This is a genomic window from Massilia sp. IC2-477 (assembly GCF_020707265.1).
Taxonomy (GTDB): domain Bacteria; phylum Pseudomonadota; class Gammaproteobacteria; order Burkholderiales; family Burkholderiaceae_D; genus Telluria.
Genome location: NZ_JAJFEQ010000009.1, coordinates 214,002 through 238,882 on the forward strand (window position 1 = coordinate 214,002; position 24,881 = coordinate 238,882).

Annotated in this window: 25 protein-coding genes; 21 read left to right on the forward strand and 4 right to left on the reverse strand. The window is 67.3% G+C overall.

Annotation, left to right across the window (positions count from 1 at the left end; genetic code table 11):
• The first annotated feature begins 351 nt into the window (after positions 1-351).
• The 19 genes from LK542_RS18810 (at position 352) to pncB (ending at position 17,679) form a co-directional block, all read left to right on the forward strand.
• Complete coding sequence (locus LK542_RS18810) at positions 352-1,821, forward strand: cytochrome ubiquinol oxidase subunit I (protein WP_227813118.1); 1,470 nt, start codon at positions 352-354, stop codon at positions 1,819-1,821.
• Between the two features lie 3 nt (positions 1,822-1,824).
• Complete coding sequence (cydB, locus tag LK542_RS18815) at positions 1,825-2,832, forward strand: cytochrome d ubiquinol oxidase subunit II (RefSeq protein ID WP_227813119.1); 1,008 nt, start codon at positions 1,825-1,827, stop codon at positions 2,830-2,832.
• Positions 2,816-2,977: a DUF2474 domain-containing protein gene (locus LK542_RS18820; RefSeq protein ID WP_227813120.1), complete on the forward strand. Its 162-nt coding sequence runs from the start codon at positions 2,816-2,818 to the stop codon at positions 2,975-2,977. Before cydB ends, LK542_RS18820 begins: the two co-directional genes overlap by 17 nt.
• A gap of 96 nt (positions 2,978-3,073) precedes the next feature.
• Complete coding sequence (locus LK542_RS18825; protein WP_227813121.1) at positions 3,074-3,763, forward strand: molecular chaperone TorD family protein; 690 nt, start codon at positions 3,074-3,076, stop codon at positions 3,761-3,763.
• A gap of 55 nt (positions 3,764-3,818) precedes the next feature.
• Positions 3,819-4,022, forward strand: coding sequence for a twin-arginine translocation signal domain-containing protein (locus LK542_RS18830; protein WP_227813122.1), 204 nt, complete (start codon positions 3,819-3,821; stop codon positions 4,020-4,022).
• 31 nt (positions 4,023-4,053) lie between these two features.
• A complete protein-coding gene (locus LK542_RS18835) occupies positions 4,054-6,873 on the forward strand; it encodes a formate dehydrogenase subunit alpha (RefSeq protein WP_227813123.1) in 2,820 nt (939 codons plus the stop codon).
• A 44-nt stretch (positions 6,874-6,917) separates the two neighbouring features.
• Entirely contained in the window at positions 6,918-7,589 is a 672-nt protein-coding gene (gene fdh3B / locus LK542_RS18840; RefSeq protein WP_229521310.1) for a formate dehydrogenase FDH3 subunit beta, read from the forward strand.
• The gene (locus tag LK542_RS18845) at positions 7,586-7,813 is read left to right on the forward strand and encodes a hypothetical protein (RefSeq protein ID WP_227802314.1); all 228 of its coding nucleotides are present in this window, start codon (positions 7,586-7,588) and stop codon (positions 7,811-7,813) included. The genes fdh3B and LK542_RS18845 overlap by 4 nt, the downstream gene beginning before the upstream one ends.
• A gap of 10 nt (positions 7,814-7,823) precedes the next feature.
• Entirely contained in the window at positions 7,824-8,915 is a 1,092-nt protein-coding gene (locus LK542_RS18850; protein WP_227813124.1) for a formate dehydrogenase subunit gamma, read from the forward strand.
• A gap of 8 nt (positions 8,916-8,923) precedes the next feature.
• Positions 8,924-9,370, forward strand: coding sequence for a hypothetical protein (locus LK542_RS18855; protein ID WP_227802316.1), 447 nt, complete (start codon positions 8,924-8,926; stop codon positions 9,368-9,370).
• Complete coding sequence (locus tag LK542_RS18860) at positions 9,367-10,068, forward strand: hypothetical protein (RefSeq protein WP_227813125.1); 702 nt, start codon at positions 9,367-9,369, stop codon at positions 10,066-10,068. The genes LK542_RS18855 and LK542_RS18860 overlap by 4 nt, the downstream gene beginning before the upstream one ends.
• Positions 10,065-10,511 carry a DUF3305 domain-containing protein gene (locus tag LK542_RS18865; protein ID WP_227813126.1) on the forward strand — a complete coding sequence of 149 codons (447 nt, stop codon included), beginning with the start codon at positions 10,065-10,067 and terminating at the stop codon, positions 10,509-10,511. Before LK542_RS18860 ends, LK542_RS18865 begins: the two co-directional genes overlap by 4 nt.
• A gap of 11 nt (positions 10,512-10,522) precedes the next feature.
• Complete coding sequence (locus LK542_RS18870) at positions 10,523-11,053, forward strand: DUF3306 domain-containing protein (RefSeq protein WP_227813127.1); 531 nt, start codon at positions 10,523-10,525, stop codon at positions 11,051-11,053.
• Entirely contained in the window at positions 11,050-12,717 is a 1,668-nt protein-coding gene (locus tag LK542_RS18875; protein ID WP_227813128.1) for a 4Fe-4S binding protein, read from the forward strand. The genes LK542_RS18870 and LK542_RS18875 overlap by 4 nt, the downstream gene beginning before the upstream one ends.
• A gap of 105 nt (positions 12,718-12,822) precedes the next feature.
• A complete protein-coding gene (locus LK542_RS18880; RefSeq protein ID WP_227813129.1) occupies positions 12,823-14,502 on the forward strand; it encodes an AMP-binding protein in 1,680 nt (559 codons plus the stop codon).
• 511 nt (positions 14,503-15,013) lie between these two features.
• Positions 15,014-15,226 carry a hypothetical protein gene (locus tag LK542_RS18885; protein ID WP_227813130.1) on the forward strand — a complete coding sequence of 71 codons (213 nt, stop codon included), beginning with the start codon at positions 15,014-15,016 and terminating at the stop codon, positions 15,224-15,226.
• Between the two features lie 18 nt (positions 15,227-15,244).
• Complete coding sequence (locus LK542_RS18890) at positions 15,245-15,865, forward strand: hypothetical protein (protein ID WP_227813131.1); 621 nt, start codon at positions 15,245-15,247, stop codon at positions 15,863-15,865.
• A gap of 104 nt (positions 15,866-15,969) precedes the next feature.
• The gene (locus LK542_RS18895) at positions 15,970-16,476 is read left to right on the forward strand and encodes an SET domain-containing protein (protein WP_227813132.1); all 507 of its coding nucleotides are present in this window, start codon (positions 15,970-15,972) and stop codon (positions 16,474-16,476) included.
• Between the two features lie 9 nt (positions 16,477-16,485).
• Positions 16,486-17,679 (forward strand): nicotinate phosphoribosyltransferase, encoded by a 1,194-nt coding sequence (gene pncB / locus LK542_RS18900; protein WP_227802325.1) that lies wholly within the window; start codon positions 16,486-16,488, stop codon positions 17,677-17,679.
• Positions 17,680-17,706: 27 nt separating this feature from the next.
• Here pncB and LK542_RS24905 read toward each other — a convergent pair whose 3' ends face one another.
• Positions 17,707-19,293 (reverse strand): methyl-accepting chemotaxis protein, encoded by a 1,587-nt coding sequence (locus tag LK542_RS24905; protein WP_307728984.1) that lies wholly within the window; start codon positions 19,291-19,293, stop codon positions 17,707-17,709.
• Positions 19,294-19,600: 307 nt separating this feature from the next.
• Between LK542_RS24905 and LK542_RS18910 the strand changes: the two genes are divergently transcribed.
• Complete coding sequence (locus LK542_RS18910; RefSeq protein WP_227802326.1) at positions 19,601-20,350, forward strand: GAF domain-containing protein; 750 nt, start codon at positions 19,601-19,603, stop codon at positions 20,348-20,350.
• Between the two features lie 82 nt (positions 20,351-20,432).
• Positions 20,433-20,849 (forward strand): DUF4019 domain-containing protein, encoded by a 417-nt coding sequence (locus tag LK542_RS18915; RefSeq protein WP_227813133.1) that lies wholly within the window; start codon positions 20,433-20,435, stop codon positions 20,847-20,849.
• A 3-nt stretch (positions 20,850-20,852) separates the two neighbouring features.
• On the opposite strand, the gene LK542_RS18920 is transcribed toward LK542_RS18915, so the two are convergent.
• The 3 genes from LK542_RS18920 to LK542_RS18930 all read right to left on the reverse strand — a co-directional run bounded on the left by LK542_RS18920 (position 20,853) and on the right by LK542_RS18930 (position 24,872).
• Complete coding sequence (locus LK542_RS18920; RefSeq protein ID WP_227813134.1) at positions 20,853-21,923, reverse strand: major royal jelly family protein; 1,071 nt, start codon at positions 21,921-21,923, stop codon at positions 20,853-20,855.
• A complete protein-coding gene (locus tag LK542_RS18925; protein ID WP_227813135.1) occupies positions 21,920-23,146 on the reverse strand; it encodes a DNA topoisomerase IB in 1,227 nt (408 codons plus the stop codon). The genes LK542_RS18920 and LK542_RS18925 overlap by 4 nt, the downstream gene beginning before the upstream one ends.
• Positions 23,147-23,225: 79 nt before the next feature.
• Positions 23,226-24,872, reverse strand: coding sequence for a Na+/H+ antiporter (locus LK542_RS18930; protein WP_227813136.1), 1,647 nt, complete (start codon positions 24,870-24,872; stop codon positions 23,226-23,228).
• Between the last annotated feature and the right edge of the window lie 9 nt (positions 24,873-24,881).

The following is a 24,881-nucleotide window of genomic DNA, read 5'->3' on the forward strand; positions in this document are numbered from 1 at the left end:
GCTGTTCTCCTTGTGCTCAGGGGTTGACGACGAGGTCATCGACGTAGAGCGCGATGTCGCTGCTCCATGCGATGTTCACCCGGATATCGAGCTGCCGGGCCCGAATCGTCAGCCAATATAGACGAGCACAAGCGGTCGCCAGAGGCGATCTGAGCGGTCATTAATATGGATCAGTGGACTCCGGTTTTCTGACGGCGTGAAAGATTTTGGAAGTGAAACATGGCCTGCTGTGCCGCCGTCACAGTCCGGCCATTTAATCGCCCTCGCCAAGCGTGCGCACCCGGCGCCCGTGCTAGATTCTGGACACGGCACTGGCATAGAGGACGCAGTACAACGACCACAGGAGAGCGCATGTTCGGTTTGTCGGCTTTGGATCTGGCGCGCGTGCAATTCGCGTTCACGATGTCTTTCCACATCCTGTTTCCGGCCATAACCATCGGCATGGCGAGCTACCTGGCGGTGCTCGAACTGTGCTGGCTGCGCACCGGGCGCCAGGTCTACGTCGACCTCTACCACTACTGGCTCAAGATCTTCGCCGTGTGCTTCGGCATGGGGGTGGTGTCCGGCATCGTGATGGCCTACCAGATCGGCACCAACTGGAGCTACCTGTCCGAATTCGCCGGCAGCATCATGGGACCGATCCTCTCCTACGAGGTGCTGACCGCCTTCTTCCTCGAAGCCGGCTTCCTGGGCGTCATGCTGTTCGGCTGGAACCGGGTCGGCCCCGGCCTGCATTTCGCCGCCACCTGCGCGGTCGCTGTCGGCACCCTGATCTCGGCCACCTGGATCCTGGCCGCCAACAGCTGGATGCAGACCCCGCAGGGCTATGCCATCGAGGGCGGGCGCATGGTCCCGGCCGACTGGCTGGCGATCGTCTTCAACCCCTCCTTTCCCTACCGCCTGCTGCACATGGTGATCGCGGCCTACCTCAGCACCGCCCTGATCGTCGGCGCCTCCGGGGCCTGGCAGCTCCTGAAGGGACGCGACAACCCGGCGGTGCGCAAGATGCTCTCGATGGCGATGTGGATGATCCTGCTGGTCGCGCCGATCCAGGCGGTGGTCGGCGATTTCCACGGCCTGAACACCCTCAAGCACCAGCCGGCCAAGCTGGCGGCGATGGAAGGGCACTGGCAGAACGAGGGCGAGCGGGCGATTCCGCTGCTGCTGTTTGGCATCCCGGACATGGAAGAAGAGCGCACCAAGTACGCGGTCGGCATTCCCCACCTGGGCAGCCTGATCCTCACCCACAGCTGGACCGGCCAGATCCCGGGACTGAAGGAGTTCCCGCGCGAAGACCGGCCGAACTCGCTGATCGTGTTCTGGAGCTTCCGCCTGATGGTCGGCCTGGGCCTGCTCATGATCGCGCTCGGGGCCTGGAGCCTGTGGCTCAGGCGTGGTGGGCGAATATGGAACCAGCGCCTGTTCCTGCGCTTCGCCCTGTTGATGGGGCCGGCGGGGCTGGTCGCCATCCTGGCCGGCTGGACCACCACCGAGGTGGGGCGCCAGCCCTGGGTCGTGTACGGGGTGCTGCGCACGGCCGACGCGGTCTCGCCGCACGGCGCCGCCGCGCTGGCGCTGACCCTGGCGCTGTTCGTGGTGGCCTATATGTTCGTGTTCGGCACCGGCACCGTCTACCTGCTGCGCATGATGCGCAAGGGGCCGCAGCGCTTCGAGCTGAACCGTCCGCCGCAGGGCGGGCCGGGCGAGGAGCGCACGCCGATGCGGCCGCTGTCGGCAGCCGACGTGGCGAACGACGACAATGTGGACGACGAACCCGGCCCGGAAGGACCCGGGCAGGACGACGGCAAACGGGGGAGCTAGGCCATGGGCATCGACACCACCGTCATCTGGGCGGTCATCATCTTCTTCGCCGTCTTCATGTACGTGCTGCTGGACGGCTTCGACCTGGGCATCGGCCTGCTGTTTCCGTTCACGCCGAAAAAGCGCGACCGCGACGCCATGATGAACACGGTGGCGCCGGTCTGGGACGGCAACGAGACCTGGCTGGTGCTGGGCGGGGAAGGGCTGCTGGCGGCCTTCCCGATAGCCTATTCGATCATCCTGTCGGGCCTGTACCTGCCGCTGATCTTCATGCTGGTCGGCCTGGTGTTCCGGGGCGTGGCCTTCGAATTCCGCTTCAAGGCCAAGGAACACGAGCGCCACCTGTGGGACAAGGCCTTCATCGGCGGCTCGGTGGTGGCAAGCTTCTTCCAGGGCGTGGCGCTGGGCGCCTTCCTGGACGGGATCACGGTGTCGGGCCGCAGCTACGCCGGCGGGCCGCTCGACTGGATCGCGCCCTTCCCGCTGCTGGCCGGCGTCGGCGTGATGATCGCCTACACCCTGCTGGGCGCCACCTGGCTGGTGATGAAAACCGAGGGCGAGCTGCAGGCGCGCATGGTGCAGGTGGCGCGCCCCTTCGCCCTGATGCTGCTCGCGGCCATCGTCATCGTCAGCATCTGGACCCCGCTGCGCGACCCGGCGGTGGCCGACCGCTGGTTCAGCTTCCCCAACATCGTGCTGCTGGCGCCGGTGCCGGTGCTGGTGCTGGTCTTCATCGTACTGCTGCTGCGCTCGCTGACGCGCGATCCGCACCGGGTGCCCTTCGTGGCTGCGCTGGCACTGATCTTCCTGGGCTACTCCGGCATGGCGATCAGCATCTGGCCGCACATCGTGCCGCCCGCGATCTCGATCTGGGAAGCGGCGTCGCCCCCGGCCAGCCAGGGCTTCGCGCTGGTCGGCACCCTGTTCATCCTGCCCATCATCCTGATGTACACCGGCTGGTCCTACTGGGTTTTCCGGGGCAAGGTGAAGGCCGATGCGGGGTACCACTGAAATGGCCACGCGGCGTCGCGTGACGCGCCGTGAGTGGATGCGGCGTCTCGGCTGGATGGCCGCCCTGTGGCTGGGCGGCGTGTTTACGCTGGCGGCGGTGGCCTACGTGATTCGGGTGCTGATGCAGGCGCTGGGGATGCGCTAGCGGCGCCGCCCGGGAAGCGGCCCGACCAACCGTGCGCGGCATGGCGCTATGGAGGAATACACTTCTTATAAGCTTTGTTAACAGGAGTGCAGCACCGTGTCCCTTCCAGAGGCGCCCCAGATCGACCGTCCTTCCGCTTCCGCCGCGCCCGTCGCAGTACCGCTTCCGCTGTCCGGCGAGGACCAGGCGCGCGCCGACCTGTACGCCTTGCTGTCGCGCCTGCTGCTGGCCGCGCCCGATAGCGCGCTGCTGGATGCCCTGGCGCATGCCGACCCCATCCTTTCCGAAGGGGGCGATCCGGCGCTGGAACAAAGCTGGGAAGCCTTGACGCTGGCCTCCGGCGTCATGGACCCGGAGGCGGTCGCCGAGGAATTCGACACGCTCTTCGTCAGCGTTGGCACGCCGCCGGTCAATCCCTACGGTTCGCGCTACCTGTCCGGCTTCATGAACGATACCCCGCTGGCCGAACTGCGCGCCGACCTGGCGCGCTTCGGCATCGGGCGCGTGCGCGGCGTCGGCGAGTTCGAAGACCACCTGGGCGCCCTGTGCGAGACCATGCGCGTCCTGATCATCGGCGCGCCCGGCATCGCGCGCCAGCCCATCGAGCGCCAGCAGGCCTTCTTCGAGGTCCACATCGCGCCCTGGTACGAGCGCTGCCTGGCTGATATCGGGGGAGCGGAAGGATCGAATTACTACCGGCTGGTCGCACGGCTGGCCGGCGCCTTCCTCGCCATCGAGGCACAAGCCTTCGTGGTCGCGGAAGCGCTCGAAGAGACACCGGTTTAACCAAAGAGGCACAGGCATGGAACAGCTACCGCAAGGGAATCAACAGGAACAGGACGTGAAACGGGAAGCCGGTCAACCGGACCACACCCGACGCAGCTTCCTGAAAGCCGCGCCATTGGGCGCACTAGCCGTGGTCACCGGCAGCGCCCAGGCCGAGGAGGCGCCGGCCGCCGCGCCAGCGCCGAACCCTGAGGTCAAGCGCGGCTACCACGAGACCGAGCACATCCGCCGTTACTACCAGACCGCCGCCTACTGGTGACGGTACCCATCAGCACAATCGGAGAGCCAGCATGTCCCTTGTGAAGACCGTCCGCGACAGCGGACTCAAACGGCGCCGCTTCCTGGTCGGCGCAGGCGTCGCCGCCGGCGCCGGCGCCCTGGCCCGCCAGCTGCCGCTGAACGTGATCGAACCGGCCAAGGCGGACCAGGCCCCCGGCGCCCCGGTCCCCACCGAAATCAAGCGCACCGTCTGCAGCCACTGCTCGGTGGGCTGCTCGGTGGACGCGGTGGTGGCCAACGGCGTCTGGGTGCGCCAGGAGGCGGCGTTCGACTCCCCGATCAACATGGGTGCGCACTGCGCCAAGGGCGCCTCGGTGCGCGAGCACGCCTTCGGCGAGCACCGCCTGCGCTACCCGATGAAGCTGGTGAACGGCAAGTACCAGCGCATCTCCTGGGACCAGGCCATCAACGAGATCGGCGACAAGCTGATCGAGATGCGCCAGAAATCCGGCCCGGATTCGCTGATGGTGATCGGCTCGTCCAAGCACAACAACGAACAGGCCTACCTGCTGCGCAAATGGGTCTCGTTCTGGGGCTCGAACAACTGCGACCACCAGGCCCGCATCTGTCACTCGACCACGGTCGCCGGCGTGGCCCAGACCTTCGGCTACGGCGCGATGACGAACTCCTTCAACGACTTGCACCACAGCAAGGCGGTGATGTTCATCGGCTCGAATCCAGCCGAAGCGCACCCGATCTCGATGCTGCACTTCCTGCACGCCAAGGAGCTCGGCGCGAAGATGATCGTCATCGACCCGCGCTTCACCCGCACCGCGCGCTTCGCCCACCACTATGTGCGGGTGCGCCCGGGCACCGACATCCCGCTGGTGTGGGGCATCCTGTGGCACATCTTCCAGAACGGCTGGGAAGACAAGGAATACATCGCCCAGCGCACCTATGGCATGGACGACGTGCGCAAGGAAGTCGCCAAATGGACGCCGGACAAGGTCTCGGACATCACCGGCGTGCCTGAAGCCTCGGTCAGGCTGGCCGCCGAAATGCTGGCCAAGAACAAGCCCTCGTCGGTGGTCTGGTGCATGGGCATCACCCAGCACCACGTCGGCACCGCCAACGTGCGTGCGCTCTCGATCCTGCAATTGGCCTTGGGTAACATCGGCATCCCGGGTGGCGGCGCCAACATCTACCGCGGCCACGACAACGTCCAGGGCGCCACCGACGTCGGCCCCAATGGCGACTCGCTGCCCGGCTACTACGGCATTGCCGAAGGCGCCTGGAAACACTTCGCCAACGTCTGGGGCGTGGACTACAACTGGATCCTGTCGCGCTTCGGCTCCAAGGAGCTGATGGAAAAGCCGGGCATCACGGTGTCGCGCTGGTTCGACGCGGTCAACGAAGACAACCAATACATCGACCAGCCGAGCAACCTGCGCGCGGTGTTCTACTGGGGCCACGCCCCGAACAGCCAGGTGCGCCTGCCGGACATGAAGGCGGCCATGCAGAAGCTCGACATGCTGGTGGTGATCGACCCCTATCCGAGCATGACGGCCTCGATGCACGGCCGCACCGATGGCGTCTACCTGCTGCCGGCCGCGTCGCAGTTCGAGACCCAGGGTTCGTGCACGGCCTCGAACCGCTCGATCCAGTGGCGCGAACGGGTCATCATGCCCTTGTTCGAGTGCAAGACCGACCACGAGATCATGTACCTGTTCGCCAAGAAATTCGGCTTCCATAACGAACTGTGCAAGAACATCAAGGTCGTGATGAACGAACCGGTGGTCGAGGACATCCTGCGCGAGATCAATCGCTCGTGCTGGACCATCGGCTACACGGGCTGTTCGCCGGAGCGCCTGAAACTCCACATGGAGAACAAGCACACCTTCAACCCGACCACCATGCGCGCCGACGACGGTCCCTGCAAGGGCGACTACTACGGCCTGCCGTGGCCGTGCTGGGGCACGCCGGAGCTGAAGCACCCGGGCACGCCGATCCTGTACGACATCAACAAGTCGGTGGCCGAGGGCGGCCTGCCGTTCCGCGCCAACTGGGGCGTCGAGCACAACGGCGTGTCGCTGCTGGCGGCGGACGGTTCGACCAACAAGGACAGCCAGCTGGACACCGGCTACCCGGAATTCGACCACGTCTTCTTGAAAAAGCTGGGCTGGTGGGCCGAGCTCACGCCGCAGGAACAGGCGATGGCCGAGGGCAAGAACTGGAAGACCGACCTGTCGGGCGGCATCATCCGGGTCGTCATCGCCCACGGCTGCGCCCCCTTCGGCAATGCCCGTGCGCGCTGCAACGTGTGGAACTTCCCGGACCCGGTGCCGACCCACCGCGAACCGCTGGCCTCGCCGCGGCGCGACCTGGTCGCCAAGTACCCGACCTACGACGACAAGGCCAATTTCTGGCGCCTGCCGACCCTGTACAAGTCGGTGCAGGACGTCGATTACTCGAAGGATTTCCCGCTGATCATGACCTCCGGCCGCCTGGTCGAGTACGAGGGCGGCGGCGAGGAAACCCGTTCTAACCCCTGGCTGGCCGAGCTGCAGCAGAACATGTTCGTCGAGATCAACCCGCGCGACGCGGCCCAGATCAAGGCCAAGGTCGGCGACTACGTGTGGGTCGAGACCCCGACCGGCGCGCGCCTGAAGATGATGGCGATGGTCACCGAGCGGGTGCCGATCGGCCTGGTCTGGGCACCCTTCCACTTCGGCGGCTGGTGGATGGGCGAAGACCTCGAGCGTCATTACCCCGAGGGCGGCGCGCCGACCGTGCGCGGCGAGGCCATCAACACGGCCTGGACCTACGGTTATGACGCCGTGACGATGATGCAGGAAACCAAGGTATCGCTGTGCCGGGTCGTCAAGGCCTGAAGCACGCTTAGAGAACAGCAGAGGAGGGTGGCATGGCTGCGAGGATGAAATTTATTTGCGATACAGAGCGCTGCATCGACTGCAACGGCTGCGTAACCGCATGCAAGAACGAACACGAACTGGCCTGGGGCATCAACCGGCGCCGCGTGGTGACCATCAACGACGGCATCCCGGGCGAGCGCTCGGTGTCGGTGGCCTGCATGCACTGCACCGACGCCCCCTGCCTGGCGGTGTGCCCGACCAATTGCATTTACCACACCGAGGATGGCATCGTCCTGCACAGCAAGGACCAGTGCATCGGCTGCGGCTACTGCTACTACGCCTGTCCGTTCGGGGCGCCGCAGTTCCCGGAGACCGGCATCTTCAACCACCGCGGCAAGATGGACAAGTGCACCTTCTGCGCCGGCGGCCCGGAACCGGACACCTCGGAAGCGGAATTCAAGAAGTACGGCCGCAACCGCATCGCCGAAGGCAAGCTGCCGGCCTGCGCCGAGATGTGCGGCACCAAGGCCCTGCTGGGCGGCGAAGCCGAGCAGATCGCCGACATCTACCGCCAGCGCGTCGAGACCCGCGGCTACGGCCCCGAACTGTGGGGCTGGAAGATCGCCTACGGCCGCCCGAAACGCGGCGGCGAAGTCAAGGCCAAGGGCGACCTGCCGCGTGTCAACCAGAACATCGGCGACGTGCAGAACGAGCCAGGGAGGTTCCCGCAATGAACAAGCTCCGCTCTCATCTGCGTTACCTGGTACTGGCGCTGCCCGTGCTACTGGCCGGCTGCCTCGAAGTCGACCAGCATCCCGAATGGCTGCACGGCCAGTATGCCGGCAAGGAAGACAATCGCCATTTCCAGACCCGCTTCCACAACGACCGCCTGGCCTGGTCGGCCACGATCCAGAATCGCGGCATGAAGCAGAACGAGTACAACCGGGCCAACCCGTAAGGAGCCGACGATGCGAACCACATCCATGCGCATCACGCTGGCCCTGATCGCCGCCCTCGTACTGGCCCTGCTGCTGCCCTCCGCCTGGGCGGGCGTGCCCAACAAGAAAGCCGAGCCCGCCTATGCCGAGGAGCAGACCATGCTCCAGATCGAAGGCGACTCGGTCGTTCCTGAGCCGGGCCTCACCAACCCGTCTTCCGGCCGAGTCCACATGGACCGCCACTTCCTCGGCCAGTACGGCGCCACCGAGGCCAACGTCATCGTCCAGCGCGGCGGCAACACCTGGCGCCACCTGCGCAACGGGCCGCTGGCAACCATTGCCGGCTTCATCCTGCTCGGCGTGCCGCTCCTGATTTTCATCTTCTACAACACGATCGGCCCGGCACGCCAAGAACCGGCCTCGGGACGCCGCATCAAGCGCTTCACCAACTGGGAGCGCAAGGTGCACTGGGCCACGGCCTACACCTTCATCGCGCTGGCGATCACCGGCATCATCATCATGTACGGCAAGAAGATCATGCTGCCCTGGATGGGACACGACCTGTTCTCCTGGGTCGCGATCATCTCCAAGTACCTGCACAACTTCGTGGGGCCGGTGTTCATCATCTGCTCGGTGCTGATGTTCATTACCTTCTTGCGCCGCAACTTCTTCAACCGGGTCGACTGGCAGTGGGTGAAGCAGGGTGGCGGCCTGGTGTCGCACAAGCACGTGCCGGCCGGCTTCTTCAATGCCGGCGAAAAGGCCTGGTTCTGGCTCGGCGTGACCCTGCTGGGCATCGTCATGTCGATCACCGGCCTGATCCTGGACTTCGTCACCTTCGGCCAGACCCGCTGGGTGCTGCAGGTGGCCAACTACCTGCACATCGCCGGCGCCGCCTTCTATATCGCCGCCGCCATGGGCCACATCTACATCGGCACCTGGGGCACCCCGGGCGCCTACCAGGCCATGCGCGAAGGCACGGTGGACGAGAACTGGGCCGCGGCGCACCACGCCTTGTGGTACGAGCAGGTCCAGAACGGCAGCGCCACGGACCCGGCGAACCGTCCCCTCCCGGACAGCGCGCCGGTGCGGCCGACGCCGCGCCCCGGCCCGGCGCATTGAGGAGCACCATGAAAGCATCGACCATCCTGATCTCCGCCATGGCGCTCGCCGTGCTGGCCGGCTGCGACCGCGGCCGCAACCCGAGCGTGGGCGGCATCGAACAGACCAAGTATCCGGGCCAGGTCTCGGCCGGCGGGCGCACCAGCGGCGCCATCATCGCCAGCACCGCCAAGCCCGTGACCGACGCCACCTATGCCGGCGGCACCCCGGGTATTGCGGGGGGCTCCGGCGGGACCACCTCGGGCGCCGCCACCGGCGGCACCGTCCAGGAAACCGGGCAGGGTCCGACCTCGGGCGTGACGCCGCCGTCCGGCGCCCAGCCGGGCACCCAGACCCAGCCGGGCGACCATGGCCGCACCGTGGCCCCGGCCCCGGGCAGCGTGGAAGCCCCGGCGGCCACCAATACTGCCCCGCAGGGCGCCGCGGCGCCCGGCACACTGGGAGCCAAGCAATGAACAGGCACATCCGACTCAGCTGCCTGCTGGCCGCCATGCTGGCCGGCAGCGCATCTTCCCAGGCCGCGCTGCCCAAGCCGGCCTTGACACCCGCCCAGCAGCAGGAAGCCGCCGCCAAGAAGGCGGCCGCCGACGCCAAGGCGGCGAAGGAAAAGGAAGCGCTGTTGGCGTCCATGGACGCCCTCAGCAACCGCTGGCGCGCCCAGGCTCCAGCGAAGGGCTGGCGCGTCAACCCGCCGGTCGCGATCGCCGCCGCGCCGGCCGCGGCGCCGGCCGGGGCGAATGCGGCCTCGGTCGGCACGCCGCCCCCGGGTGCGGCCGGCATTGCCGGCGCCGGCACCATGGCGCCGGGCGCCGTCGCCAATCCGGTGCAGCCCGGCGCAGCCGCCCCGGGCGCAGCACGCGCCGCCGCCTCGGCAGGGATGGTGCCGCCGGGCGTCACGCCGCCGAACGCCGGCATGCCGGCCGCGGCGCCGGCCAATGCCGCGCCAGGTTCGGCTGCGGCGGCGCCCGCCACCGGCGCCGCGCCGCACAGCCGCCAGGCGCTGAACGCCGCGAATGTCCCGATCAAGAGCGAGAAGCTGGGCACCGCGGCGCCCAGCGAAGACGTCAAGAAAGGGCCGACGAAAGCCGTGCCGAAAGGGGTCGCGCCTGCGGTAGAGAAGGAACACACCCCCAAGACGGCGAACAAGCAATGAAGATGGGCAGCATGCCGATCGCGGTGATCATGCAGCGGCGCACCGTGCAGCACCGCTGGGCCGACGAGGCCTGGGAGGCGGTGGGCGTCGTGCCGGACCGCGGCGAACTGCCGCGCCTGCAGGTGCTCAGCAGCAGTCCGGAGCGCGACTACTACCTCGTCTCCGGCCTCGAGCTCGAGCTGTACACCGACGAGAACGACGGCTACTACGAGAACTGCATCGCGCCCGAGTCCAAGGTCTTCGTGCTGTGGCGCATGGAGGAGGGCAAGGCGATCCCGGTGCGCGCCTCGGTCAGCTATGTCGAGGGCACCCGCATGTTCGACTCGGGCGAGCAGGCCGACGGCGTGGCCATGCCGGCCGAGATCTACGCCTGGGTGGCCGGCTACCTGCGCGAGCATTACCAGCCCAAGGCGGGACGCCGCCGCGGGCGCGAGCACGGATGAGCGGAGCCACGATGTCGGAAGAAGGATTCCTGCGGCGCTGGTCGCGCCTGAAATCGACCGGAGGCGAAGCCGAGCCCGCTCGGCCCGCACCCGCACCCGCACCCGCATCTGTACCGGTGGCGGTCCCGGAGCCGGTGGCCGCCAGGCCGGAGTCCGTAGCGACGCGGTCGGCGCCCTTGCCGACCATGGACGACGTCGCCCGGCTCACCCCCGACGCCGACTTCTCCGCCTTTGTCGCGAAAGGCGTCGACAAGTCGGTCCAGCGCCTGGCCCTGAAGAAGCTGTTCACCGATCCGCACTTCAACGCGATCGACGGCCTCGACATGTACATGAACGATTACAACAAGGCGGCGCCGCTCCCGCCCGGCATGCTCGCTTCGCTCAAGCATGCGCCGGGCGTGCTGTCCCGGCTGTTCGAAGAGCAGCCGGAGCATCCGGAGGCTGCAGTAGCCCGGGAGCTGGCCGCTGAGCAGGCTGCCGAGCAGGCCACGGAGCCCGCGACCGGGCAGGCGCCGCCGTCCACACAACAAGGGAACGCATGAACATCCGCTTTACCGACACACCCCCGATCGACCCGGTCCAGGAAGGCCGCAATGCAGAGGCGCGCAGCGCCGCCATCCTGGCCGTGGACGCCATTCCCGTTTTCGAACCCACGGTCACGGTCGACTACCGCTCCAGCGGCCGCACCCTGGTAGTCGGCTCCGCCGAGCAGGCGCTGCCGTGGGCCGACCGATTGGCCACTGCGCTGCCGGTCACTGTCCTGCTGCTCGACAGCCAGGACACGATGCCGGTGCGCCCCTATCCGGTGCACGTAGCGCGCACCGTCGCCGTGGCTGGCTGGCTGGGGGCCTTCGAGGCGCGCTGGCAGGCGCCCGGGCAGCCGGTCCAGCAGGGCCGCTACGACCTGGTGCTCGACCTCAGCCCGAGCCGCCTGATCGCCAGCCACCAGCGCCCGCACGGCTATTACGCACCCGGCTATGACGAGGCGGCGCGCGCCCAGGCCGTGGAAACCATGCTCGACATGGTCGGCGACTTCGAAAAGCCCAAGTATTTCTCGTACAAGGAGCGCACCTGCGCCCATGGCCGCAACGGGCAAAAGGGCTGCAGCGCCTGCATCGAAATCTGCTCGGCCCAGGCCATCATGGACGACGGCGACAAGATCAAGGTCAATCCCTACCTGTGCGCCGGCTGCGGCGCCTGCTCCACCGTCTGCCCGACCGGCGCCATCAGCTACGCCTTCCCGCCGGCCTCGCTTACCGGCAAGCGCATGCAGGCGGCGCTGCGTTCCTACCGCGAGGCGGGCGGGGAGCAGCCGGTGTTCCTGCTGCACGACCCGGAACAGGGCGCGGCACTGATTTCCCGGCTCGGCGACACCGTCCCCGGACGCGTCATTCCGCTGGCGCTGCAGCACACCGCCTCGACCGGCATCGACGTCTGGTTTGCCGCCGTGGCCTATGGCGCAGCGGGCGTCGCGATCCTCCTGACCGGCCAGGAGGCGCCGCAATACGTCGCCGCGCTCGACCAGCAGATGGAGATCGCCCAGGCGGTGCTGGATGGCCTCGGCTATGAAGGCCCGCATTTCCAGCTGCTGCGCGTGGGCGCGCCGGAAGAACTGGCGGTGGCCCTGCGCCATGCCCCGCGTGGCGCCGTGCCGCTGGAGCCCGCGCTGTTCCACCTGGCGAACGACAAGCGCAACAGCCTCGACTACGCACTCGAGCACCTGCACCGGCACGCGCCGCAACAAGCCGAGCAGGTGGCGCTGCCGGTCGGCGCCCCCTTCGGCGCCATCGAGGTGAACAAATCGGCCTGCAGCCTGTGCATGTCCTGCGTCGGCGCCTGCCCGGCGGCCGCGCTGCAGGACGGGCAGGGCGCGCCGCTGCTGCGCTTCATCGAGAAGAACTGCGTGCAGTGCGGCCTGTGCGCTGCTACCTGTCCGGAGAACGCGATCACGCTCGTGCCGCGCCTCTCCTTCATGGAATCGCGGGGCCAGGCCGTCGTGCTCAACCAGTCCCAGCCCTTCCACTGCATCCGTTGCGACAAGCCCTTCGGTACCCTGCAGATGGTGGAGAACATGCTGGCACGCCTGGCCTCGCACCCGGCCTTCAGCGGTCACCTCGACCGCCTGCGCATGTGCGGTGACTGCCGCGTGATCGACATGATGGAGCCACAGGGAGAGATGCGGGTGACGGCCCTGCGCCGTGACTGATGACAAGGGTGCCCACGGGCGCCCGAACGGTGGCAAAATGGTCAGGACAACAAGGAAGGCGCCGCCCCGGCGGCCGCCCCGTCCAACACGCGACCAGGAGACCCCATGACCCCGACCCAGCGCTTCATCCAGGCACGCGACTTCCTGCTGCAGCACCGCCTCGACTACGACACCGCCTACGCCGGCTACCAGCCGCCCCAGCTGGATGCCTTCAACTGGGCGCTCGACTACTTCGACCAGATGGCGAAGGATAACCACGCGCCGGCACTGTGGGTGGTCGAAGAGGACGGTTCGGAGCAGAAGATCTCGTTCGCCGACATGGCCTCGCGTTCCTGCCAGGTGGCCGAATACCTGCGCCTGTGCGGGGTCAACCGCGGCGACCGCGTGCTCCTGATGCTGCCGAACCGGGTCGAGCTGTGGGAGATCATGCTGGCCGGGATCAAGCTCGGCGCCGTGCTGGTGCCGACCACCATGCTGGTCTCCGGCGTCGACCTGCAGGACCGGCTCGAGCGCGGCCGCGTGAAGCACGTGATCGCCCAGGCTTCCGAGGCGGCCAAGTTCGAGGGCATGGCAGGCAGCTTCACCCGGATCGCCGTGGGCGGCAAGCCGGACGGTTGGCGCGATTATGCGGCTAGCCACGACGTGCTGTCGGTGTTCACGGCGCAAGGCGAGACCCGCGCCACCGACCCGCTGCTGCTCTACTTCACCTCCGGCACCACGGCCAAGCCCAAGCTGGTGCTGCACAGCCACCAGAGCTATCCCGTCGGCCACCTGTCAACCATGTACTGGATCGGCCTGCAGCCGGGCGACGTCCACTGGAACATCTCGTCGCCGGGCTGGGCCAAGCATGCCTGGAGCTGCTTCTTCGCGCCCTGGAATGCGGGCGCCACCATCTTCGTCTACAACTACGAGCGATTTTCAAGCAAGGCGGCGCTCGATACCATTACCCGCTGCGGCGTGACCTCGCTGTGCGCGCCGCCGACCGTGTGGCGCATGATGATCAAGGAAGACCTGAGCAGCTGGCGTCCGCCGCTGCGCGAACTGGTGGGCGCCGGCGAACCGCTCAACCCCGAAGTCATCGAGCAGGTGGAACGGGCCTGGGGCATCCGCATCCGCGACGGCTTCGGCCAGTCGGAAAGCACCTGCCAGATCGGGAATTCGCCCGGCCAGCCGATCAAGCCCGGTTCGATGGGGCGGCCGCTGCCCGGTTACCGGGTGGCGCTGCTCGACATCGACGACCAGCCTGCAAGCGAGGGCGAGATCGCGCTGTCCCTCAATCCGGCCCCGCTGGGACTGATGATGTGCTACGAGGGCGACGAGGAAAAGACGGCAAGCGTCATGCGCGCCGGCCACTACCACACGGGCGACACCGCCACCGTCGACGAAGACGGCTATTACTTCTACGTCGGCCGCAACGACGACGTGTTCAAGTCCTCCGACTACCGCATCAGCCCCTTCGAGCTCGAAAGCGTGCTGATCGAGCACGCGGACGTGCTGGAAGCGGCGATCGTGCCCAGTCCCGATCCGCTGCGGCTGTCGGTGCCCAAGGCCTTCATCACGCTGCGCCAGGGCGTCCTGCCTTCGCGCGAGGTGGCGGCCTCGCTATTCGCTTTTGCGCGCGAGCGCCTGGCGCCCTACAAGCGCATCCGCCGCATCGAGTTCCGCGAACTGCCCAAGACCATCTCGGGCAAGATCCGGCGCGTCGAGCTGCGCAAGGAAGAAGCGGGGCGCAAGGATCAGGCCGGAGAGGGCCTTGAATACCGCGAGGAAGATTTCGCTGGCTAGGCCCGGGTTGACGGAAAAAACAGGTGGGCTATACTGCCCATGACTCCACCTCATGACTACACCAGGCATGCGCTGCATTTCTTCCTTCGGTACCGGCATTTCCTCGAGCGTGCGCGCAGCGCGCGCCAGGGCCGATGCCCCCGCCGCGCGCAGCCCCCATGTTCCACTCTCGTTCGGGCTGAGCGTCTTCCACGCTCGCCTCGCGCAACGTTCCACGCGCGATCTCGCCTGCCTTCACTAGGCTCGGCGAGAACCATCCGGTTCTCCCGAGCCCCATCCACAAGCATTGCTTGACGTGCCGCGGCAACCGCCGCGGCCCATGATCCATTCTTGTTGACCAGCCTGGCGTCGGGCTGGGAAAGGCATGCCATGTGCACTACCACCACATTCAGTCAGCATGACCTGGCTGTCCTGACACGCCTCCTGCAGGCTGGTACGACAGCCGCATCCCGGCCGCCAGGGCGCCAACAATGAACGGCGCCTGGCTACCTGAAGAAGCAAAGGAGAAAGCATGAAACGCAATCGAATCGAGATGATGGAAACCGACGCCGCCCTGCAGGTGCGGCGGCGCATGGCGGCGCGCGGAAAGCGCCGCCTCGTGAAGCGCATCCTGGAACGCAATGCGCAGTGGCGGCGCGTGGTCGCCGGGGCCATGGCGGCCGGGACGGCGGCGCTGCTGGCCAGCCTGGCAGTACTGGGCGAGGCCGCGGCCATGGTGGCGTAGAACGGGGAGGGACGATGCGTGTTCGAGAACTGCAATCCGATGCCGCGCCCGCGCGCGGCCGCGGCTGATATCCTGGCCCTCGGCTGGCGCGCGCACCGCTGCTGGCCGGCCTGGCGGAACATGCGGCGGGCGCTGGCCGCCCTGCGCGAGGGAGGCCGCGCTGTGCTGTTGGTACGCGCCGCGGCGGCGCGCCCCTATGGGAACGCGCTGTTCCCGACCGACCTCTCGCCTGCCTCGCTGGAGAGCCTGCGGTGCGCGCTGGCCACGCTGCCGCGCATGCGCTTCACCCTGCTGCATGTGTGCCGCATCGCCGGGGAAGGGCACATGCGCGCGGCCGATGTGGGCGACGCCGCGCTCGACGAGTGCCGCCGTCGGGTCGCGCGCAGGGCGCGTGCGGCCGGCCAGCGCTTCGTGGCGCAGGCCCCGTCTTGCGACGCGCGGCTGGTGCTGCGGGTAGCGCGCCAGCCCTGGGCCGTAACGGTCGCCGCGCATGCCGCTGCGGCGTCTCCGGATGTACTCGTACTGGCCGGCGTGGGCGGCGGATTGCTGGAAGACTGGCGCCGCCGCGCGGACCTGTGCACGCTGCTGCGCCGGACCACGTGCGACCTGTTGCTGCTGCCGCGTGCGCATGCGGCCTGATGTTGCGCACCATCCTTGCGCGCGGCGCTAAGTGTGCGGCATCGTGGAGGCGATTGGTATCATAATGGCAATCGCTTCCACAACCTGCCCACGATCCCACCGCGATGACCACGACCGCCGCCAAGTCCAGCCCTGCCTACGAAGTCAGGAAGTCCCCCGTCCACGGCAACGGCGTCTTCGCGCTCAAGCCCATCGGCGCCGGGGAACGCATCATCGAATACCGGGGCGAGCGCATCACCTGGGAGGAGGCAACCGAGCGCGCGGCCAGGGCGGGCGGTCCGATCAACCACACCTTCTACTTCACGCTGGCCGACGGCCGCGTGATCGATGGCGGCAGCCGCGGCAACGCGGCGCGCTGGATCAACCATGCCTGCAGTCCCAACTGCGAAGCCTTCGAAGAGGACGGGCGCGTCTACATCCACGCGATGCGCGACATCGACGCGGGCGAAGAGCTGAACTACAACTACGCGCTTATCTACGACGAGCGCCATACGCCGGCCCTGAAAAAACTGTTCGCCTGCCGCTGCGGCACGCCGGGCTGCACCGGCACCATGCTGGCCCCGAAAAAGCGCGTCAAGAACCGCGCGCCGAAAAGTGCCGCCACCGCCTGAAGGAGCCAGATGAAACCCGTCGTCCGCAGCCTGCTCGAAACCGACCTGTACAAGTTCACCATGTGGCAGGCGCTGCTGCACAGCCATCCCGACGCGGTCGGCGAGTACGAATTCCTGTGCCGGAACCAGCCGGCCTATCCGCTGGCCGAATTGAAGGAGGAGGTCGAGCGCGAGCTCGACCACCTGTGCTCGCTGATGTTCCAGGACCACGAAGTGGCCTACCTGCGTAGCCTGCGGTTCATCAGGAGCGATTTTGCCGACCTGCTGACCCTGTTCCGCTTCCAGCGCAAGTTCATCAAGGTGGAGACTGATGGCCCGCACCTGCGCATCAAGGCCACCGGTCCGCTGGTGCATGTGATGGGCTTCGAGATCTTTGTGCTCTACATCGTCAACGAACTGTACTTCCGCCGCTTCGACCAGGACGCGGCGCTGGCGGAAGCACGGGTGCGCCTGCGCCAGAAGATCGAGGAATTACGCGCTTTCGAGCAGGAGCCGGCGCGCGCCACGCCCTTCGAATTCTTCGACTTCGGGGTGCGCCGGCGCTTCTCGGGCGAATGGCACGACGAAGTGGTGGCCACCCTGGCGCGCGAGCTGCCCCAGTTCTTCAAGGGCACCTCGAACGTCTACCTGGCGCACAGGTACAACCTGGTGCCGATCGGGACCATGGCCCACGAATACCTGCAGGCCTACCAGGCCTTCGGGGTGCGCCTGCGCGACTTCCAGAAGGCGGCGCTGGAAGACTGGGTGCAGGAATACCGTGGCGACCTGGGCACGGCGCTCACCGACGTGGTCGGCATGGATGCTTTCCTGCGTGACTTCGACCTGTATTTCGCCAAGCTGTTCGACGGGCTGCGCCACGATTCGGGCGACCCGGTGGAGTGGGGCGAGAAGGCGCTGGCGCACTACGCGCGCCTGCGCATCGACGCGCGCACCAAGCGCATGGTGTTCTCGGACGCGCTCACGGTGCCCAAGGCGCTCTCGCTGTACCGCCACTTCGCCGACCGCACCATGCTCGGCTTCGGCATCGGCACCAAGCTCACCAACGACACGCCCCACCAGGCCCTGAACATCGTCATGAAGCTCACCCACTGCAACGGGCAGCCGGTGGCCAAGCTGTCGGACACGCCGGGCAAGTCGATGTGCACCGACGAGACCTTCCTGGCCTACCTGCGCCAGGTGTTCGAGCACCCGGGCGAGGGCTGATCCCCGCCCGTCCTCGCATTGGGCCGTTCAGGCCAGCGCCAGGCGGCGTGGCGTGCGGCCGGCCGGCTCTTCCAGCTGGAAGGTATTGACCACCGCCGCCAGTTCCGCGGCCTGGGTCTGCAGCGACTGGGCCGCGGCGGCGGCTTCCTCCACCAGGGCGGCATTCTGGATCGTCATTTCGTCGAGGCGGACGATGGCTTCGTCGACGCGCTCGATGTCGGCGCGCTGGGTGCCGGTCGCGCTGCTGATCTGCTCCATGATATCGGTGACACGGTGCACGCCCTCGACCACCTGGCGGATGGTGTCGCCGGCCTGGCCGACCAGGGTGGCGCCGAGGCCGACCTTTTCCACCGAGTCCTCGATCAGGGCCTTGATCTCTTTCGCCGCCGCGGCCGAGCGGTGCGCCAGGTTGCGCACTTCGCTCGCCACCACCGCGAAACCGCGCCCCTGCTCACCGGCGCGCGCCGCTTCCACTGCCGCGTTCAGCGCCAGGATATTGGTCTGGAAGGCGATGCCGTCGATGACCGCGATGATGTCGACGATCTTCTTGGACGACGCATCGATCAGCTGCATCGTGGTGACGACTTCGTCCACCGCGGCGCCGCCCTTGACCGAGATGCTCGAGGCATTGCCGGCCAGGCTGCTCGCCTGGGCCGCATAGTCGGCGTTCTGGCGCACCGATTCGATCAGCTGCTTCATCGAACTGGCCACCTGGGCCAGTGCGGCGGCCTGGGTCTCGGTGCGGCTTGACAGGTCGAGGTTGCCCGACGCGATCTCGGACGAGGCCGAGGCGATCGCATCGGTCCCGCCGCGCACCTTGCTGACAATGGCGCTCAGGCCGTCGCGCATGGCGCTCATGGCAAACAACAGGCTGGCCGGACGGGCGCGGGCGGTATCCACCCGGTGCTGCAGTTCACCCTCGGCAATCGCGCGCGCCACGCTCGTGGCGTAGGCCGGCTCGCCGCCGAGCTGGGACACCAGGCTGCGCACCAGCACCAGCGCCACCACGACACACAGCACCACCGCCAGCACGCTCAGGCCCGTGATCCAGTAGCGCGCGCTGGATGCCTCGCTCGCCGACGTGGCCATGGCATCCGAAGTATGGACCTGCAATTCCTTGAGCAGCACCTCGATGTCGGCCACGATCTGGCGTCGCAGCGGAGTGCATTCGTTCACGAGGAAGGTTCCGAAGCCTTCCATGTCGCCGCTACTGCGGTAGGCGCGGGGACGCTCCAGTTCGCGCGCCATCGCCCCCATTCCGTCGCGGACCTTCTTGTACTGGGGATTGTCGGCGAGGACGGGGTCGAGGCGGGCGAGGGCGGCCAGGTACTGGGCCTTCTGGCTGTCGACCAGGTCGAGCTCGCGCCGCGCCGCGGCCTCGTCCTTGAAGATATAGGCGTTGCGCGCCGCGATGCCGGTCTGGGCCAGCGCTTCGCGCGCCGCGTACAGGGGTTCGAGTTCGGCCTCGCGTACCGTGTCGGCCGTACGCAGGGCTTGTTCGATGTTGTTGATGCGGGAAACCGAGAACACCGCCAGGATGAGTGTGACCGCCAAGATCAGGGCAAAGGCCGCGACCATTTTTGTGGCGATGCCCATCTGCTTGAAGAAGTTCATATTATTTCTTTTCATTGTAAGAACTACGGTTGACGAACTGAAGACTTGGTAAGCCTGAGCTACCGTCTGTCGATTTTATTTTGTTTAATCAACATTCTTATGAGCAAGTTCATATCGTGCGCGTCTTTGTCCCGCACTTGACCAGCTAATTGAATTTGTTCAAATCGATTAATTGAACTTGTTCAATTTCTTATTATCAATATTATTTGACGGAATTGTGTATATCAGAAGCCAAGATTTAACACAAGGCCCGAGGATGAGAATTTTCGGCAAATCGGCTATACTCTCGGAATCTATAGGACCGCTAATGCAGAGCAAGTTCACCGAAGAGGATCCGATCCTCACCACCAGTGCCGCGGCAAGAATGCTGGGTGTCGCGACCAGTACTGTTCAGCTGTGGATGGAAAGCGGCGCCATCCCCTCGTGGAAAACCCCGGGTGGCCACCGTCGCACCCGGCAAAGCACCATCCAGGCCATGCTGGACCGTGCGGGCCCCTTGTCGGGCGCGCTGTCCGGCGAGACCCTGGTGCAGGCGCCGACCGATCCCGAATTCCTGCTGGAAGGCGGCGAGACCTATCCGACCCACCCGGACGAGGCCCGCCGCCTGGCCGTGCTCGCTGCATCGGGCCTGGTCGACAGTCCACAGGAAGAGCGCTTTAACCGCATCGTGCGCCTGGCGGCGACCGTCACCGGTTCGCCGATCGCGCTGGTCTCGCTCCTGACCGCACGCCGCCAGTGGTTCAAGGCGCGTGTCGGACTGGGACCGCAGGAAACCCCGCGCGAGTGGGCCTTTTGTTCGCACGCGATCCTGCAGGACGCGCCCTTCATGGTCGAGGACGCGGCTACCGACGAACGCTTCCGCGAAAACCCATTGGTGCTGGCCGAGCCGCACATCCGATTCTATGCGGGCGTGCCGCTGCGCGACCGCTCCGGTATGCCGATGGGCACGCTCTGCGTGATCGACCGCGAACCGCGCCGCCTGCGCACGGCCGAGCTGCAGGCGCTGTGCGACCTCGCCGATATCGCCTCGTCCGAGTTCCAGGCGAAGACGGCCTAAGCTCACGCAACAATCCGCGATAAAGTCGCAGCCGCTTTCCGGTATGCTGGACAGTATTGTCCATTCACTACCGGGAGCTTCCATGCGATTTGCCGCCGCCATCCTGCTGTCCACCGCCGTGCTGGTCCACCCTGCCCGCGCGCAGGACACTGCCGCCGCCACGCAGGCGGCTACCAAGGTCGCGGAGACCTGGCTGACGCTGACCGATACCGGCAATTACGCGGAGAGCTGGAAGCAGGGCGCGGCCCTGTTCCGCGGCGCCGTGACGCAGGAGCGCTGGGCCGAAGCCTTGCGCGCGGCGCGCGGCCCGCTCGGCGCCGTCAAGTCGCGCATGCTGGCGCGCACGCAGTACACGCGCACGCTGCCCAATGCTCCCGAAGGCGAATATGTGGTGATCCAGTACCAGACCGAATTCGCCGGCCGTTCCGCCACCGAGACCGTGGTCCCGATGCGCGAGGCCGACGGCAGCTGGCGCGTATCCGGCTACGTCGTCCAGTAAGCCTTAGAAGCCCCCGCCGGCCAGCTTCCACAGCTGGGTTGGCAAGGCTGGGGGCGCATCCGGCTTGAAGAAGGCCGAATCCTGGATGTGCGAGGTGGTGACGTAGACCGTGCCGTCCGGACCCTGGGTAAAGGTGTCGGGCCAGCGCAGGCGCTCGTCCTGCACCAGCACTTCCGGCTGTCCGGACGGGCCGGCGTCGAGGTCGCGCACTTTGACCGCATTGTCCTCGACCGCGCTGAGCAGCATTTGATTGGTGCCGCGCGGGATCAGGAGGCCGTCCGAGACGCCGTTCTTGCCGAATTCCTCGACCTGGCCGCCGACGTCTTCCCCTTGCATGCCCTTGCCGGTCAGGACTGCGGTCTCGATCCGGTACAGGGTGTCGCCCTTGATCGCCTGCCAGTACAGCCAGCGCCCGTCGTCGGACAGCGCGATGCCGTCGGCCGAGAACTCGACGCCGCGTCCGTCCGGGCGGCGCAGCTCCTTGCCGTCGGCCTTGACGTTCAGGCCCTTCTTCATCTGGGTCGACGGATGGCCGTCGAGCAGGCGCACGGTCTTGCCGGCGGCCAGGTTGATCACCAGGATGGCGCCGACCACGCCCGAATCGGTGATGAAGGCGTATTTGCCATCGTTCGAGAAGCGCACGTCGTTCAGGTAGGAGCCCTGCGGTGCGGCTTCTTCGTCGAAGGCGATGCTGCGCACCACCTTATTGCCGGCCAGGTCGATCTGCACCAGCTTGGCGCCGCCGGACACCAGGTGGGCCTGGGCCGGCGCCGCCGGGTCCAGCACCCACAGGCTGCCGCGGCCGTCGGCCACGATGCTCTGCACGCATACCCAGTGCTCGCCCGGCTCCAGTTCATCCTTGCGCGCGTTGCGCCAGGCGTTCCAGGTGGCGTCGGGGTAGGGGCGCAGGCTGCCATCCTTGCCCAGTTCGGCGACCGATACCGCCGTGTCCTCGGTCCAGCGCGGGAAGTTGACGAAGATGCGATTGTCTTCCGAGACCGAGACCCCAGTCACCTGGTGCTCGAAAGCGGCGACCTGTTCGATGCTCCACTGCGATGCCTGATCCTTGCTCATGCGGCTCCTCTCATTGTCTGGTTGGCGGCCTGGCGGCGCGGGGCGCGCGCGGCCTTTTTCGTGACTTTGGCGGACTTCGCGGCGGGCGCGCGCTTGCGCTCTTCGTCGCGCAGGCGTTCCGCCTCCTGTTCGTGGCGCAGGCGTTGCTGCAGCATGGCCAGCACCGCGGCTTCTTCCGGTTGCAGCGCGTGCAGGTCTTCCGTCAACTCCTGCTCGGTGCGCTCGCGCAGGGTTTCAAGCACGGCGCCGTCCAGGTAGGCGTCGAGCACCACCGGGTGCACGTAGCACTTGCGGCAGACCGTGGGGGTGTTGCCGAGCTTTTCGGCCACCGATTCGATCGCGCGCACAATGTTCTTCTTGGCCTGGGCTTCGGAATCGAACTTCTCGAATTCCTGCAGGGCCAACGCCGCCAGCACCGTGCCCGACCAGGTGCGGAAATCCTTGGCCGTGTAGTCTTCGCCCGTGATCGAGCGCAGGTAGTCGTTGACGTCGCTCGAGTCGATGCTGTGGGTCTGGCCTTCTTCGTCGATGTACTGGAACAGTTCCTGGCCGGGCAGCTCGCGCGAGCGGCGAATGATGCGCGCCACGCGGCGGTCGTGCACCTGCACCTTGTGATAGACCCCGCTCTTGCCGCGGAAGCGGAACTCGACGTCGCTGCCGTCCACCTTGACGTGGCGGTTGCGCAGGGTGGTCAGGCCGAAGGACTTGTTGGTGCGCGCATACTCTTCATTGCCGACCCGCATCATGGTCGCTTCCAGCAGGTAGACGATCGTGGCCAGCATTTTTTCGCGCGGCATGCCGGGCAGGGACAGGGCGCGGTCGACTTCCTTGCGGATGAGCGGCAGGGCCTGGCCGAAATTGAGCATGCGCTCGTACTTCACCTCGTCGCGCACGGCGCGCCACTTCGGGTGGTAACGATACTGCTTGCGGCCGCGCGCATCGCGCCCGGTGGCCTGCAGGTGGCCGTTGGCCTGGGGGCAGATCCAGACATCCGTCCAGGCCGGCGGAATCACCAGCGACTTGATGCGCCCCAGGGTGGCGTCGTCGGTGACCGGATCGCCGCCCGCGTCGAGGTAGCGGAAACCCTCGCCCTGCTTAGTTTCCAATTTCTCGCGCCGGATGCCGGGGCGGTCGTCGTGGACGTAGCGCAGCCCGGCCGCCTTGGCGGCGGCTGGCGGGTCGCTGAGCGGGTTGTCGGCGCTGGCCTGGTCTTCGCTATGCATATCGGTCCCCTGAATTCTCTTCGCCCGATCCTACGCCGAACCGCACACAGGCGCCGTTCGGGACTTAACCCAAGTAGGCCTAATGGGCGTCGGCCGAACGGTAGCGCGCCTCGACCAGGTCGATTTCCTGCACCAGCCGGCGCGCCGTCTCGTCGGACAGCTGGCCATGGCGCGCCATCTGCTGCAGCACCTTGCGCTCGGCCGCCAGCGCCGCCAGCCGGTAGTGGCGTTCCGCTTCCTCCGCCACCCGCACCCGCGCCGGATGGGTGCCGTCGCCCCCGCCGCCCAGGCGGTGCTGGTACAGCCCGCGCACCTGTTCCGCGGCGCTGGCGTGGATGTCGGCGTCCTTTTCGTCGTAGGGGTCGGGGTGGCCCGCCGTGTCGATGGCGCCGAGCGCCGCCAGCGCCGCCGCCTGGCGCGCCCGCTCTTCCTCGATCTCGGCGGCGGTCTCCGGCGGCAGCTCGAGCCCGCGCAGTACGCCGGGGAGGCCGATGCTGGCCACCACCAGCGACACGACGATCACGGCGCTGGCCAGGAATACGGCCAGGTCGCGCCCGGGGAAGGGCGCGCCGCCCGGCAGCGCCAGCGGCAGGGTCAGGATGCCGGCCAGGGTGATGGCGCCGCGCACCCCGGCCAGCGAGGTGGCAAAGATCAGGCGCTTCCTCGGCATGATGCCTTCGCGGCCGGCGCGGCGCGCGGCCATGCGCGACAGTTGCAGCGAGATCCAGACCCAGCTGAGTCGCAACAGGATCAGCCCGAGGCTGATCGCCAGCGCATTGCCGGCCAGCCACCAGATATCGCGCGGCACCGGCAGGTCGGGGCCCTGCAGCGCGGCGCGCACGATGTCCGGCAGCTGCTCGCCCAGCAGCACGAACATCACGCCGTTGAGCGCGAACTGCACTGTGTCCCATACCACGTTGCGGCGCACCCGCGTAGTGGCCAGCGCGCGCCCGCCCAGTTCCACGTAGCTCATGGTGATGCCGGCGGCAACCGCGGCCAGGATGCCCGAAGCTTCCAGCCGCTCGGCCGCCATGTAGGCGCCGAAGGGCAGCAGCAGGTTGAGCAGTATCGAGGCGCCCGGTTCCTCGCCGAAGCGCTTGGCCAGCAGGCGCTGGATGCTGGCCATGCCTACTGTGAGCAGGACCCCGGTCGCGATGCCCGCCAGCGCCACCCACAGGAAGGTCAGGGCGGCGCTGCCCAGCGAGAAGGAGCCGGTCAGGGCAGCCGCCACCGCGAAGCGGAAGCACACCAGGCCGCTGGCGTCGTTGAGCAGGGATTCGCCTTCCAGGATGTGCATCAGGCGCGGCGGGATCGGTACGCGCGCCGCGATCGAGCCCACCGCCACCGGGTCGGTCGGGGCCAGGATCGCGGCCAGCGCAAACGAGACCGCCAGCGGCAGTTCGGGAATCAGCCAGTGGATCAAAAAGCCCGCGCCCACCACGGTGAACAGCACCAGGCCGAGCGCCAGTTCCAGGATCACGCCCTTGTCGCGGAACAGCCCGACCTTGGGGATGCGCCAGCCGTCCAGGAACAGCAAGGGCGGCAGGAACAGGATGAAGAAGGTGTGCGGCTCCAGCCGAACCGGATGCCAGCCGAGGCTGGCGATGGCCACGCCGAGCCCGATCTGCACCAGGGGCAAGGGCAGGGCGACCGGCAGCACCCGCACCACGTAGCCGCTGGCCACCACGGCCAGCAGCATTGCCAGTACCACCGCGACTTCACCCATGCGTGCTCC